General features: G+C 71.8%; 17 protein-coding genes. 2 read left to right on the top strand and 15 right to left on the bottom strand.

Annotated elements, in window-relative coordinates; genetic code table 11:
* Positions 1–416 precede the first annotated feature (416 nt).
* From WCD58_RS33495 to WCD58_RS33470, 6 genes are all read right to left on the bottom strand, one after another.
* The gene (locus WCD58_RS33495) at positions 417–1,553 is read right to left on the bottom strand and encodes an FtsK/SpoIIIE domain-containing protein (RefSeq protein WP_337707483.1); all 1,137 of its coding nucleotides are present in this window, start codon (positions 1,551–1,553) and stop codon (positions 417–419) included.
* Positions 1,554–1,634: 81 nt separating this feature from the next.
* Positions 1,635–1,793 (bottom strand): hypothetical protein, encoded by a 159-nt coding sequence (locus WCD58_RS33490; RefSeq protein WP_337707482.1) that lies wholly within the window; start codon positions 1,791–1,793, stop codon positions 1,635–1,637.
* Complete coding sequence (locus WCD58_RS33485; RefSeq protein ID WP_337707481.1) at positions 1,790–2,161, bottom strand: hypothetical protein; 372 nt, start codon at positions 2,159–2,161, stop codon at positions 1,790–1,792. The genes WCD58_RS33490 and WCD58_RS33485 overlap by 4 nt, the downstream gene beginning before the upstream one ends.
* Positions 2,162–2,280: 119 nt before the next feature.
* Positions 2,281–3,039, bottom strand: coding sequence for a GntR family transcriptional regulator (locus WCD58_RS33480; protein WP_337707484.1), 759 nt, complete (start codon positions 3,037–3,039; stop codon positions 2,281–2,283).
* A gap of 581 nt (positions 3,040–3,620) precedes the next feature.
* Complete coding sequence (locus WCD58_RS33475) at positions 3,621–3,830, bottom strand: hypothetical protein (RefSeq protein ID WP_337707480.1); 210 nt, start codon at positions 3,828–3,830, stop codon at positions 3,621–3,623.
* Positions 3,831–4,057: 227 nt separating this feature from the next.
* Complete coding sequence (locus WCD58_RS33470) at positions 4,058–4,672, bottom strand: ParA family protein (protein ID WP_337707479.1); 615 nt, start codon at positions 4,670–4,672, stop codon at positions 4,058–4,060.
* Between the two features lie 871 nt (positions 4,673–5,543).
* Between WCD58_RS33470 and WCD58_RS33465 the strand changes: the two genes are divergently transcribed.
* Positions 5,544–5,813 carry a hypothetical protein gene (locus tag WCD58_RS33465; RefSeq protein ID WP_337707478.1) on the top strand — a complete coding sequence of 90 codons (270 nt, stop codon included), beginning with the start codon at positions 5,544–5,546 and terminating at the stop codon, positions 5,811–5,813.
* Between the two features lie 356 nt (positions 5,814–6,169).
* Here the strand turns inward: WCD58_RS33465 and WCD58_RS33460 are convergent, their stop codons facing one another.
* The 8 genes from WCD58_RS33460 to WCD58_RS33425 all read right to left on the bottom strand — a co-directional run bounded on the left by WCD58_RS33460 (position 6,170) and on the right by WCD58_RS33425 (position 9,603).
* A complete protein-coding gene (locus WCD58_RS33460; RefSeq protein WP_337707477.1) occupies positions 6,170–6,322 on the bottom strand; it encodes a hypothetical protein in 153 nt (50 codons plus the stop codon).
* A 235-nt stretch (positions 6,323–6,557) separates the two neighbouring features.
* Complete coding sequence (locus WCD58_RS33455) at positions 6,558–6,839, bottom strand: hypothetical protein (RefSeq protein ID WP_337707476.1); 282 nt, start codon at positions 6,837–6,839, stop codon at positions 6,558–6,560.
* Between the two features lie 5 nt (positions 6,840–6,844).
* Positions 6,845–7,084: a hypothetical protein gene (locus tag WCD58_RS33450; protein ID WP_337707475.1), complete on the bottom strand. Its 240-nt coding sequence runs from the start codon at positions 7,082–7,084 to the stop codon at positions 6,845–6,847.
* Positions 7,085–7,098: 14 nt separating this feature from the next.
* Positions 7,099–7,695: a hypothetical protein gene (locus WCD58_RS33445; RefSeq protein ID WP_337707474.1), complete on the bottom strand. Its 597-nt coding sequence runs from the start codon at positions 7,693–7,695 to the stop codon at positions 7,099–7,101.
* Positions 7,692–7,970: a hypothetical protein gene (locus tag WCD58_RS33440; RefSeq protein ID WP_337707473.1), complete on the bottom strand. Its 279-nt coding sequence runs from the start codon at positions 7,968–7,970 to the stop codon at positions 7,692–7,694. Before WCD58_RS33440 ends, WCD58_RS33445 begins: the two co-directional genes overlap by 4 nt.
* Entirely contained in the window at positions 7,967–8,347 is a 381-nt protein-coding gene (locus WCD58_RS33435; protein ID WP_337707472.1) for a helix-turn-helix transcriptional regulator, read from the bottom strand. Before WCD58_RS33435 ends, WCD58_RS33440 begins: the two co-directional genes overlap by 4 nt.
* A 235-nt stretch (positions 8,348–8,582) precedes the next feature.
* A complete protein-coding gene (locus tag WCD58_RS33430; RefSeq protein WP_337707471.1) occupies positions 8,583–8,882 on the bottom strand; it encodes a hypothetical protein in 300 nt (99 codons plus the stop codon).
* A 343-nt stretch (positions 8,883–9,225) separates the two neighbouring features.
* A complete protein-coding gene (locus tag WCD58_RS33425) occupies positions 9,226–9,603 on the bottom strand; it encodes a hypothetical protein (protein ID WP_337707470.1) in 378 nt (125 codons plus the stop codon).
* 234 nt (positions 9,604–9,837) lie between these two features.
* On the opposite strand from WCD58_RS33425, the gene WCD58_RS33420 reads away from it, so the two are divergent.
* A complete protein-coding gene (locus WCD58_RS33420) occupies positions 9,838–10,401 on the top strand; it encodes a hypothetical protein (RefSeq protein WP_337707469.1) in 564 nt (187 codons plus the stop codon).
* A gap of 1,085 nt (positions 10,402–11,486) precedes the next feature.
* Here the strand turns inward: WCD58_RS33420 and WCD58_RS33415 are convergent.
* Positions 11,487–12,911 carry a protein rep gene (locus WCD58_RS33415; RefSeq protein ID WP_337707468.1) on the bottom strand — a complete coding sequence of 475 codons (1,425 nt, stop codon included), beginning with the start codon at positions 12,909–12,911 and terminating at the stop codon, positions 11,487–11,489.
* Positions 12,912–13,039 lie beyond the last annotated feature (128 nt).

The following is a 13,039-nucleotide window of genomic DNA, read 5'->3' as shown; positions in this document are numbered from 1 at the left end:
CTGCGCGCGCTCCGCCGCCGCCCCGCCTCTCGCTCCGCTTCGGCGGGCGGCGGACGGCGTCATCAGCACGAGGCAGAGCGGGCGGAGAGGACGGGCGACCGGGCAGCACCGACCGTTGCCCCTCCGGGGCGGGACCTCGGCTCCCGGGTGATCGACCACGAGCTCGAGCACGAGGGCTGCGGGTTCGAGGGGGTCGTCACCGGCCGGCCACCCGCTCCCGTCGTCCCCTACGGCAACCAGACCGGGCCCCGGGGCGCAACGGGCAGCCTGGCGGGCCACCAGATCAACGCTGCGGGCCTGGCGCGGGTCATCCGGCCCGTTGCGCCCCGGAACCCGGCCCGGTCGGGCGGAGCCGGCCGACGTGACCGGGTGACCGACCTCGGCGGAGGTGTGCGTCAGGGCGACGACGGGCCCGATCATGCGGCCAGTCCGAGCGAGGCGGCAGCGACGCGGCGGCAGTACTCGGCATATCCGAGGTCGCCGGTGCGGATGCGGAAGGTGCCAGCGCCGGGGATGGTCACGATCGCGATGCCCGGGGGCGCGGTGACGTGGTCCTCAGGGGCGATCCCGGCGGTAGCGGTGGGGTGGGCCATCCGGAACCCCTCGGGCTCGACGGCGTAGGAGACCCGCAGTCCGCACTGGTCGCGGATGCCAGCACCGAGGATCGCCGCGTCCGCTCGAGGCAGGACGGCGATGCACCGGATACCGACCTTCCGGCCTTCACTGAACAGCCGGCCCAGCAGCGGGCGCACCACGGTGGCGACCTTGCGGTCCGCGTCGACCGTGCGCAGGAACCCGGAGAACTCCTCGAGCAGCACCACCCGCAGCGGCACCTCGGAGGTGGGGGTGAGGTTGTCGACACCGAGCGGGAGCAGGCCGAGCCGGTCGTCCATGTCGGCGCACAGCCGGCGCAGCAGCTCGATGTGCGGGGCGAGCTCGTCGGCGAGCCCGGAGAGCCGGTCCGGATGGGCCGGCCACGGGCGGAACACGAGCCCGCTCGGGTCGATCCCGGAGACGATGACGTCGCGTCGCCCGGCCAGGGCGGAGAGCTGCCCGTAGACCAGCGTGCTCTTCCCGCCGCCGGTGGAGCCCTGCACCAGAGTGTGCACGCGGCGAGCCCAGGGGACCGCGATATCGCGGCCGTCCTCGCCGACACCGAGCAGTCCGTCGACCTCGTCGGCCTGGACGACGAAGGGGTCGGCGAGCGGGTCGGTCTGGTGGAGCAGCAGCCGGGCGTACTCGGTGCCCATCGGGGCGACCGACAGCCGGACCCCGCCCAGGGCGTTCGCCAGGCGCAGGGCCTGCTCGGCGAGATCGGCGACGAGCATCCCGGGCAGCAGCCGCACGGTGATGACCGTCGGGTCGTAGCCGGCGACGTCGACGAGCTCGGGCGTGACGATGGTCTGCCCCGCGGGGATGCGGATGTGCTGGGCGAGCCCGGCCCAATCGCAGGCGTCGCGCCACGTGTTCGCGTAGCCGTCGACCCGTAGCCGACGCTCGTAGTGCTCGGAGAAGGCGCGGCGCTCACGCCACCGCGGAGTCAAGGTCCGCACGATCGGCTCCTAGATGCAGAACGGGCCCGGCCGAGGGGAAGCCGGCCGGGCCCGTTCAGTGGGGGTGAGAAGAGGACGAGCTCAGGAGGGGCGTCGAACGACGGTGATCTCGACCCCGGCGTAGCGGAGGACCACCGACCCGTCGTCGCGGATCGCCTGCTGCTCGAGGTCGCCGACCTTGACGACCGGCTGGTCCTCCAGCTCCCAGGCGATCACTGAGGCGACGGCGGCGGCGGTCATGCCGCCTGCTCCTGCTTCTGCTGACGTCCGTGGTGCTGGGCGGCGATCCCGGCAGCGGACCAGTAGAGCGCGAGCTGACCAGAGGTGCGGTTCACCCGGGCCGTGCAGACGAGGCGCTCGAAGGACAACGGCGCGAACGCGACGACCTCGGGCTGCGTGCGGGACGGGACCCGGGTCGCGACCAGCGTCGGGCGGTCCCCGGTGGCGATCATCCCGTGCACCGTCCACAGCGGGACGCCGTTCTCGTCCTGCTCCTGATGCTCGCCGGGCCGGCGCTTCCCATCCGGGCCGTCCACCCACGGCCTGACGGGCTCGACCTGCCCGGAGGCGACGATCACGAGTCGGTCGACATCAACAGGAAGTTCCACGGCGGTGCTCCTCGGTGCGGTGCGGCGCTCTCTCACTGTCCTAGGACAGTTCGAGAGGGACCGTAGCAAGGCGCCTCGCGGCCCTTCCAGAGTGTCCTAGGACAGTTACCGAACCGTGATCAGTACCGGTACGCGACGCCCTCGTCGTCGGGGTAGCGGAACCACTCCTCGGCCTGCAGGGCGGCCTCTCCGGCGAAGTTGGTGGAGAGCACCCACAGCAGTGATTCGCCGGGCGCGACGCCGAGTTGACGGGCCACGCCGACCGGGGCAGGGCGCACGGCCACGCGCTCGACAGTGTGCGTGTACTCGACGTTGCACAGCCGCTCGAGGTAGCCGAGCGTGCCGCCATGGAAGCGCTCGTCCACCGAGGCCAGGCGTTCGGCGAACTGGGGCCCGTCGGGACGCTGCTGGACGATGTAGGGCTCGGCGTACCAGGTCGTGCAGATGCCGACGAGGCGGTCGTCCTGGTACATGCGGCGGGCGCGCTTGATCACCCGTGTGACCTCGCTCGGGATGCTCGGGTCGGGGACGACCGAGCCGATCGCGTTGAGGATCGCGCCGCCGACGTTCGCGGTGGTGATCGAGCCGGCTTCGTAGATCTCGGAGCGCTCGTTCTCGCGGTAGATCGTCGCGCCGCTGACCACGCGCTCCACGTGGTCCTGAGGCGAGCTCACCCACGGCCGCCCGTCGCGCTCGACCACGGTGGTCCGGGCGCCGACGCGTGACTCGATCAGCCCCTCGGCCTTCAGCAGCCCCAGAGCGCGGCCGACGCTGATCCTGCTGGTGTGCCACTCGTCGACGAGGTCGCGCACGGACGGGATCGGGTCTCCCGGGGCCAGCGCTCCACTCCTGATCCGCTGTCGCAGGTCGGCGGCCACTCGCTCATAGGGCCGCGGCCCTGCCCCACTGCTGGTCACGTCCAAGCTCCCTACCGTCCTAGGACACCTCCTCGGGGAGATTACGCAGGGACAACGGCGGACAGCCACAGACGCCACCGAACGATCACGCACACCTAGGCATCACGATCCCGTGGCACCGCGGAACGACGAGGGGGAACTTTGACGGCCTAGGCCCCGTTGGCCCCGTGTTTCGGGGGAGGCAGGCGGCGTGCTCGCAACACGCCGCCTGCCGAGGAACCCACGCAACATCCCGATGTCAGGCGAGAGGACGTGGTCCGGTGGCTGAACGCGCGAACAAGCGCCCGTGTTCCGAGCTCTGCAGCGACGACTCAAGAAAGCGCCGCCGGCGCTGGCGCCTGGGGTTCTTCTACTTCTCGTCGACACTCCTGCTCGTGGCGGGAGCGGCAGAGATCATCACCGCCGTGTACACCCTGGCCTCACACGGCGGCGCCTAACCGATCCCGCGAAACACGGGGGTCGACACCCAGAGAGCCAGCTCTAGCGTTTTGCCGTCACGACGTCGTAACGGTTCGACGTCGTGACGTTGAGACGCTGCACCGTCACGGTGTCATGACGCCGTAGCGGGCGCGGACGCGGTCGGCGACGGCGGTCCTCAACGAGGCGTCTCCGTCGGCGACGGAGAGCAGGGCGCGCAGGAGGTCGACCCGGGAGACGTCGTAGCCGGCGCGGACCCGATCGCGGTCTGGACGTGTGGCGATGGGGCCGACCTCGGCACGCAGGTCCTCGAGCAGTCGGTCGTAGAGCGCCACGGTGTCGGCATCGAGCTGCGCGGTCCACTTCCCGGCGCGCGCCGGTCGCGCGTGAGGTGCGCTTCCCTGCGCTGGGTCCTGTTCACGCCTCTCCGTCGGCCTGGGGGCGTCCTGTGTGCCGTCCTGCCGCGGCTCGGGCACGGGCGGCAGGTTCGAATGCTCGTCGGTTGCGACGGGTCCGGTGCCGGCGGTTGCGTCGGCGCGGCGGCGGGTCGGGCGGGCTGGCATCACGCCTCCACGGGAGTCTGTAGTTCGGCGAGCACGGCGGCGTAGACGCCTGCGGAGTAGTCCGTCGGCACGGTGCCGGCGGCGCGGCCGTATCGGGGAACGGACCACGGGACAACGGTGTCGAGCGCGGGGACGTCGTCCTCGCGCAGTTCCCCGGGGACCTCTCGGGCCTCGACCGTGCCGCCGTGCACCTGGGTGAGCAGGACGCCGACGAGGGGGCAGCCGGTCCGCTCGATGTCTGCCACGGCGGCGCCCACGGTGGCGACATCGAGGGGGAGCGGGCTCGTGCACATGACGGCGAGGTCGGAGAGCGCCGCGGCGGCGTGGAGCCGGCCGAGGTCGCCGGGGCCGACGTCGACCACGACGTGAGAGAGCTCCGGCGGCGGGAGGGTGAGCGGGTCGCGCCACTCGTCCGGACGCTGCAGCGTCATCTTCTCCGGCCACGTCTCGCCGTGCTTGATGGCGAGGTCCCACCAGGTCGTAGCCGACCCGGATCGGCTGTCGGCGTCGATCAGGATCGTGGGCGTCCCGTCGCGGGCGAGTAACCACGCGAGCATGACCGCGCTGGTGGTCTTGCCGACCCCGCCCTTGTGGGCGCCGATAGTGATCCGCACGAGGGCATCCTGCCGTTGCAACGGTGCACCGTCTAGACGTTTCGACGTTGTGACGTCGCAACGTTGTGACATCGGCAGTGGTCGCCGGGCCCCGAAGCACACGCCGCACCGTCGGCACGGCCGCTCGTCCTCGGGGCGCCGGCGACCTGCGCGGCCAGCGCGGAGACTCTGCAGCCGCCCCCGCGCGGGCGACCCCGGGTCGGAGCCTCACGCGAGGTGTACCGGCGGACACCGACACCCCGGTGAGACCCGGTGCGGTCGTCGACGTCGAACACCTGAACGTCGTCCACGACCACCTGCGGCCAGATCACTGCGTGGCGACGAGGTTAGGGATGAATAACCTCGACGAGGTCTTCGCCCACTTCACCGAGCTGTTTGCCGACCACGGCCGCCGGTCGCATCCACGGGAGGCGTCACGCAAGAGAGCATGGTCCGCAAAGAATTTGTGTGATCCCGCTCACCCTGCATCCCGGGTGTCTCCACGAGGTGCGGTTGCAGGCTGACAACCGTTCTGACCTGCGGTTATGCCTCAACAAGCGGCTTCGCGACGAGGGTCAAGCAAAACCGTACACAGGGTGTCCGACGGCGCTGCGGGGTTGTCTCGGGAACGGCGCCGAACGGACCTAATCGGCCGGGAACGGCGCCCATCGGCCCCCATCAGCCCGCACGTGGCCCGTCGGGAAACACGGGGTGCGTCGGGGGCACTCATTAGGATTGGGATCACCGGAACGAGCGACCGGCTCCCGACGTAGTGCGGGCCCCCTCCTCCTGCCAGAGGAAGGGGCCCGCGGGAGTCGTCACTCGGTCCTGACCATCCCGGGTCCAACAGATCGGAGACGACGTAGTGACAACGTTACCGGGGACACCCGGCATGCCCCAGCCCGACGACGAGGGCCACGACACCCGCCCCACGCACCCGGGCGAGCACCCGGGCGCACGTCCGGAACCGGCGGATCGGCCGGCGCTGCTGCCGGGCGACGAGCTGCTCGACACCCTCCCGGTCCCCGAGCCGGGGCAGGGGCGGCGCACCCCGTGGCAGTGGGTCGTCCTGGTGGCGTGGTGGCTGGCCACGCTGCTGATCCTGCTCGGCGCCGGCGCCGACGTCCTCAACGCCGTCTGGACGATCTCCGGCGGCGGGTAGCTCCCGCACCTCTGCTCGACGCGCACCCGCCCGTCGCCCCGATCTCGGGGTGGCGGGCGGTCGCATGTCGGGACCGAGGGTGCTGTACACGCCGCCGATGATGACCGAGCCCCCCGACAGTCCGGCCTCGCGCGCGCGTGAAGCGCAACATCACCGAGCGCAACGATGCTTGCCCTTGCAAGCACTTTGCTAGCAGTCCGATCGAACATAATAGTAGTTAGCGGATCGTCTGACCTGCGAAAACGTGGTTATCACGCGGGCTCGTCCTGCTAGCACCGGTTCATGCGGCCGATCCTGCATCATCATGCGCTCAGGTGCATGTTCTTCCGTGACCCTCGGCGACCGCCGACAGCGGCTCACATGTTCGACATGAGCACCGCGGCGATGAAGGCGAGGGCGGCCAGGATGAGCAGGCACCCGCCGAACTCCTCGCGATCGGTCGCCCAGGCGAGGAACGCGAGGATCAGCGCGCCCGCGACCACGAGCAGCGCGATGTAGGTGGGTCTCACGAGCGGATCATCGTGCCGACGACATCCAGACGTTTCCGGCACGTCACGACAGGGCCCGGCACCGGTGGAAAGGGGGACACCGATGCCGGGCCCTGTGCGCTGCCTCGCGGGGTCGCACGCCCCCGTGAGGAGTCTCAGGCGGCGACCGCGGCGGGTGCGGCCGGCCCGCCGGGATCAGGTGGCCCAGGGTGGGCCGGTCGTCCCCGGAGACGACGGACGAGGGCGCGGAGCAGGGTCATGCAGCAGCCGCCTCGGCGTTGGCCTGGTGCACACGCAGCGGCAGCAGGTGGTTGTCGACGGTCAGCACGTAGGCACCGGAGCGCTGGTCGATCGGGAGACCGAACGCGCGCGCGACCAGCCACCCGGGGAGCGTGACGTCGGCCGTGGCTTCCATCAGCTCGTGGAGCCTCGCGCGGACCTGGCTGGGGTGCTGGTGCTCGGGCAGGCCGTCGAGCACGGTGTCGATCCGAGCGGCCTCGATGGCGATGAGCCGGGCGCGGGCGTTCCTGATCTCCACGTCGGTCAGCCGATGATCTCGGACTCGCCGGTCTCGAGGTCGCGTTCGACGACCACGGTCCGGCCGGCGGGGTCGGTGGCCTCGTAGGTCTCGGTGCCGCGGCGCTTGCGGGTGGGCTCGGGGAGCCGTTCGGGCTCGGGGAGCTCCACCACCGCGGGGTCGGTGGCGCCGTAACCGGCGGTGGCGGCGCCGGCCTTGTCGGCGCGGGTCGTGGAGACCCGGGGACCGGTGCTGTCGTGGTCCATGTCGTCCTCCTCGGTTAGGCGGCCTGGTCGCGGCCCAGGGCGACGACCTCGGGGTCGGGGGCGTAGGTGGCGCGGTTCGCGCGGAGCTGCCCGGGGCCGGGGACCTGGACGCCGCCAGCGGCGAGGGCGGCGGCGAGGACCTGGTGCAGGTCCAACCTCCGGTACTCGACGTGGTCGTCGAGCACGACGTGCGGGGTGAAGTCGTCCGGGTCGCTGGCGCCTGACGGGCGGTCAGGTCCGGCCACGCTGGTCAGCCGCCCGACCGTGGTGTTCCGGTCGTCGACCATGGCGACGAGCGCGGCGACGACGCGGGCCACGTCGTCGTAGGCGGCGGCGAGCGCGGCCGGGGAGGTGCGCGCGAGGGAGTCGCGGGCGTCCTGGTCGGCGGCGGCCTGGCGGCGGGCGTGGTCCTCGCGCTCGGCCACGGCGGCGCGGTGGTCGGCCACCTTCTGTCGGGCGGCGGCGAACAGCCGGCGCCCGGACGCCTGGCGCTCAGCGTCGATCGCGTCGTCCTCGGTGACGTCCTCGCCGGCGATCATGCGGTCGGCGAGGGCGGCGGCCGGGTCGTCGTCGCGATGGTCGTCGTGGTGCTGGGGGTTCTGGTCGGTCACGGTGCGAGCACCTCCGCGGGGAGCTGGTTGCCGGCGGCGAGGTGGGCGCGCAGGCCGGCCTCGTAGTCGGCGAGGGCGATCCGGCGGGGACCGGAGAGCACCGTCTCGGCGCGGCGGTGGTCCTCGGGGTCGTTGGACGCGAGGAGCCTGCGGGCGCCCTCGAGCAGCGGGTCGGGCTGCCAGGACGCAGCCGCGGAGACTGCGGCCTGCTCCTCGCGGCCCCGGTGGGGGTCGGGTCCCGCCGCGAAGGCGGCGCTGAGCTTGTTCTCGGTCATGGGCTTCCGTTCGGGGGTTCGGGGCGGTGAAGGCGGCGGGCGCCAAGGGCACGGCGGCGGTGCCGGGCGGTGGCGCGGCGCACCAGGCGGGCCCGGCGGCGCAGGCTGGCGAGGGTGTCGGGGCGCAGCGAGTCCCCGGCGGCGGCGACCAGGGCGGCGAGCAGCGCGTCGGGCTGCTCGGGGGCCAGGACAGCGGCCAGGGAGGCAAGCAGGGACATGCGGGGGCGGTGCTGGCCGTGTTCGAGGCGCTGCACGGTGCGGCGGGCGACGCCAGCCGCGTCGGCGAGGTCGTTCTGGGCAAGACCGCAAGCGGTGCGACAGCGGCGGACGAGGCGCCCGAGATCGGCGGCGAGGTGGGCCTGCTCGAGTTCGTCCACGTGCGCCGGTGTCCAACGCGGGTCGGGTGTCATCGCCCCACCGCCGGCAGAGGCGACATAACGCGGGCGGGAATCGTGCAGTTCTGCGATCCGGCACGGATCGGTCGGTCGCGAGGCCCCGGCGGGGGCGACATAAGGCGACACGAGGAGCCCCTTGGTCCGTTGCACGCGCGCCACCGGGTCGCCACGAACACCGGGCTGGCAGGCGACACAACGCGCGAGGTGCTGGGGTGGGTCATGCGCCGGTGCGCCGGTTCATCCGGTCGCGCAACTCGGCGAGACGGGCTTCGAGTGCCTCCTGCGCCTTGTCGATCTCCTCGCGGCTGGGCGCGTTGGAGGTGGCCTCGTCCAGGGCGCGGGCCTCAGCGACGGCCTGCGGGTCGGGGGTCTGCTTGCGGTGCAGGGCGCGGTTGATGACGCGGCGTTCGCGCCGTCCGGGCCAGCGGTCCATGCGGCGTCGGCCGGTGGCGGGGTCGATCTCGCCGGGGTACGGCGGCCACTGCTCGGTGGCGGGGGTCTGGTCGGGGTCGGTCACTCGGTACCCATCGGGACGGAGCCGCGGACGGCGCGGCGGGTTCGGCAGAGCTGGTCGCAGTGCGCGGCCCGGTCGATGGCAGCGACGCGGCCGGCGAGGTTGTCGACACCAACACCGACACCGAGGGCTCGGGCCAGGTCGCAACCGGTGTCGCACGCCGCGGGAGCGAACCGGCCGGGACGGTCCTCGCGGAGCTTGGCGAGCACGGGCAACGCTCCGTCAGCGGTCGGGGGAACGGCCACCCCGGTCGTCGCGCTCATGCTCCGTAAGTATTCACTTACGCAAGCGTCACCCTCGTGAGCGACACGCGGGGTGTTCGGCACGGCCCGTCGCTGCGTACTGGTCACACCCGCCGTCCTACTGATGGATACCGACACCCCGGGCGCAGCGAACGACGGGCCGCGGCGAGCAGGGCGGCCCGGTGTTCGGCGTTCGACGTCTCGACGTGGGCGGGACGCTCGCGACGCCCGGCGTCGTCGAGCTCGTCGAGCTGGGCTGCGAGGGCTGCCACGCGGCCGCGGCGGACGTCGCCATCGACCGCCTGGACGTCGACCGGAAGCTCGTCGAGCCGGTCCTGCCACCGGGAGAGCCGGTGCCCGAGCACCCCGAGCGGAGAGCGGGCCCGGCGCAGGGCGTCGCCGCGGTGGGTGCCATCGACGTCGTGGTCGACGGCGTAGGCGAGCCCGGCGGGGCAGGCGCCGGCGTGCCACCAGCGGGCCAAGAGGGCACGTCCTCGGCGTCGGTGCCGGACCGGGACCCCGAGGTGGTCGAGCAGCCGGTCGGCGGCGCGGCGGCGGTCGGTGGCGGTGACGGGTCGATCGCGCCACGGCCAGAGGTCTTCTGCGCGGGAGCGCTCTGGCCCTCGTGCTCTAGGGCTTTCTCTAGGAGCCCTACCGGGCGGGGGGGTGACAGATACCGTCGATGTAGGGGTTCTGCCCACGGGAGCCACCAGCCGTTGCAGTGGAACATCGGCAGCGTCCACAGCTCCCCGATGTTCCACATCGCCGGGCTCGTGCACCTGCGGGTCATGTGGGTCAACGGGTGCGCGTTCAGCGGTAAGCACGTAGGCGGGGCAGCGGCCGTGGTCGGTGCCGAGGAACGCGGCGGAGGCGCCGTCCTCGACGACGACGAGCAGCCCGTGGGCGCGGGCGTCGGCCAGGAGCCGACTCACGGTCCGCGGGGTCACCGACGCGGCCGCGGCCATGCGCTCGACGGTCACGCCGGCGACCACCCCGGTGCGCCAGCACATCCCATGGATGAGGACCTCGAGCACAGCCAGGGCGTGGGAGCGGCGGTCCGCGCGACGGGCGAGCGCGGCGACGTGCTGGCGCGCGAGGGTCAGCGCTTCGCCCTGGTCGACGACAACACGTCGTCCCCCGGGGACGCGGGAGCGCCACCGCCAGGGCAGCGCGAACTCGCCCGCGGCGACGCGGCGGGCCTCGCGGCGGAGGCCGCGGTCACAGGCGCGGGAGCGTGCGAGGGCGCGAGAATGGGCACGACCGGGCGCATCACGGCATGACGAAATCGCCGGTCCACCGGCGAGCGTGCTTGCGTGTGCGCGGTCGGACCCCAAGACTGGGGCCACGACGGGCGGGAGTCCCTTTCACTGGAGGGTTGAGGGCCCCGTCTCGCGGATTCGAAGGCCTCTGGGTTGCCGCCCAGGGGCCTTTCCGCTGTCTAGAGCCCGTTGTCCCGTCGACCTTCCCGCGTCACACCCCGGATCCGGGCTAAGGCACGCCGACCGATCACGAACTCCGTTACAACACATTTCGTAGGTCGGCCTACGGTTTCGCCAGGTGGAGCGTCTAGGACAACACGTGTTGCGCTACGGGAGAGCCCTAGGTCCCCGCGACAGCCTGGCTCCTTGCCCCATCCGGGTGGCGCGCCTGGCTGTAGCTGGTGTCCCACTGCTCAGGATCGTTGTAGTGGACCGATTCAGTGGAGCTAGAGTGGTCCTTGTCCGTGGGGCACCTCCTCGTTGCGCGTGCGCTGTGCAATTGCACGGAACACTCTCAACTCGCCCGACGATGTACGACCCAGAGACACTGATACGCCCACACATGACAACGGGGGCCCGCACAAGCTCCGGGCCCCCGCGCCACCCTGCTGTCGATCGCTCAGGAGCCGGCAAGCCAAGAGACGATCACGGCAACAAGGTGAAGGAAGCCGCCGATGGCTTGCGCCCAAGGACGCAAGCTGTTGGCGGCTTTCTTCATGAAACGGGCCAAGCGGCGTAGGAACCCCATGGTCCGAGTACCTCCTCCCTGTGCTCCGGCGGAGCATGCTGCCGCCGGAACATCGAGAGGACGCGAGGCCGATAGTAGTGCAGGTCACGGCGGTTACCAGCCGGTAGCGCTGCGCGGGAATCGCATCACATCAAGTTCCAGGACCTGTAGTAACTGGACGAAGTGCGGACGTGATGGAGCCGTGACCATCAACGTGTCGCGACGCGCCGATGGGACGAGATGAGCGGAGGGTGTGGCGCAGACGAACGGTCGGTTGTGTCCACGCAGTGAGGGCCTGTCGAGACGTCTTCAAACCCGTGTCTCAAGTTGATAACTCTTGAGATCAGTCTGCACTTCGCTCCAGAGTGGGGATATCGCTTCAGGTCCCGAAGAGCGCACTTCCGCGTAGGTGCTGCCAGCAGTCCCACGCCGCGGCCCACCGTCGGGCACTTGGGTCGTCACACCAGCGGACCGCCACACCACGTTGCCGTAGCCACGCGAACACCACCAGCGGCCCAGCGTCGCGGGAGACGTGGCGCATGGCCTCGATCTCCCACTTGATGACCCGGTGGAACTCGACCTCGGGGACTTCCATCAGAGGCTCGGACCCGGCGTCGTCGGTGACGATCTCGTCCTCTGTGCGCTCGACCTCGGTGACGACGGTGGCGTGACCGATGGCGGCGGCCTTCGTGCGGACGAGCTCGCGCAGCGAGGGCTGGCCGCGGCTGGCCCGCGCGCGCGACCACGTCCACTGCCGGATGGTCATGTCGGCGTGGGTGCGTTCCCACTCGCGCCACAAGGCTGCGTCGCGGGTGGCCTCGCGGGTGTCGTCGAGTCCGAGCATCCGGGCGGTCAGGAGGTGCTCGAGGATGACGAACGGGGTGCGGCCGCGGCCCCCGGTCATCCGGTTCTGCCTGGCCTGCTTGAAGGCGCCGGCCACTGCCTCGAGCGCGAGCCGGTCGGCGTTGTTGACCAGGTCGACGACGTCGGGGGCGTCAGCGTAGACGCCCTTGGCGAGGTAGCCACCCAGCGCGGTCGGGTCGATCTCCTCCCACCCGGCGAGCCGGATGTCGAGTCCTCCGTGGTCGCGCAGCGAGTGGAAGCCCTCCGCGCGCAGACCGGCGTCGTAGCGCTGCCAGATGTCCTCGCCGAGCGCGCGGGTCTGCTCGGGGGTCCAGGCGCCGGGCAGGAACAGCAGGACGTGCCAGTGCGGGTGCCACCCGTTCTCGCCGTGGGTGGCCTCCCAGACGCGGCAGTAGCCCTCGATCTCATCGCGGAGGTCCTGTCCGGCGCGGCCCTTCCAGATCGCCCGCCAGGCGGCGCGCTGGGCCTTGACCTGGTCGACGAGCGTCATCCCGGAGTGGTGCCGCGACGTGAGGGTCAGCAGGGCGACGGAGTCGCCGTGGCGGAGCTGGACGTCGATGGCGTCGCGGAGCTCGGCGGCCCGTTCGGCGGCGATCTTCGCTGAGCACTCCGGGCACGTGGCCCAGTAGCCGCACCGCCAGACGCCCTCGATGCCCAGCGAGCCGGCCTGGCACCCGTCGGGGACCGCGAACCGCAGCCGGGCCCAGGAGCCGTCACCAGCGCGGGTCTCGCCGTGGGTAGTCAGCCCGTCGAAGCACTGGGCCTGGCGGCGCCGGGTCGTGAACGTCGCGAGCCCTCGACGAGCCGCAGATCGTCCGTCGGCTGCTGTGGCCTCCCAGTCCGGGAACCGGTCCTGACCTGCGGCGGAAGCATAAGGCGTGGTGTTACCAAGGGGCGCCGCGTCTCCGCGGCGCCGACCCGCGGCAGATGGGGCGGTCACGACACACCACCAGAGCGATCGGAGAAGCCAGGGGTGGGGCAGAGCAGCAGCAGACGGGCTCCCCGGGGGAGGGACTGGGGGAGGGGGGTGTGAGTGGTGATGTGGAGTCGATCCCCGTGGGTCGCGCG

This window comes from Actinomycetospora flava (assembly GCF_037400335.1).
Taxonomy (GTDB): Bacteria; Actinomycetota; Actinomycetes; order Mycobacteriales; family Pseudonocardiaceae; genus Actinomycetospora; species Actinomycetospora flava.
This window is presented reverse-complemented; position numbering and strand designations above follow the sequence as displayed.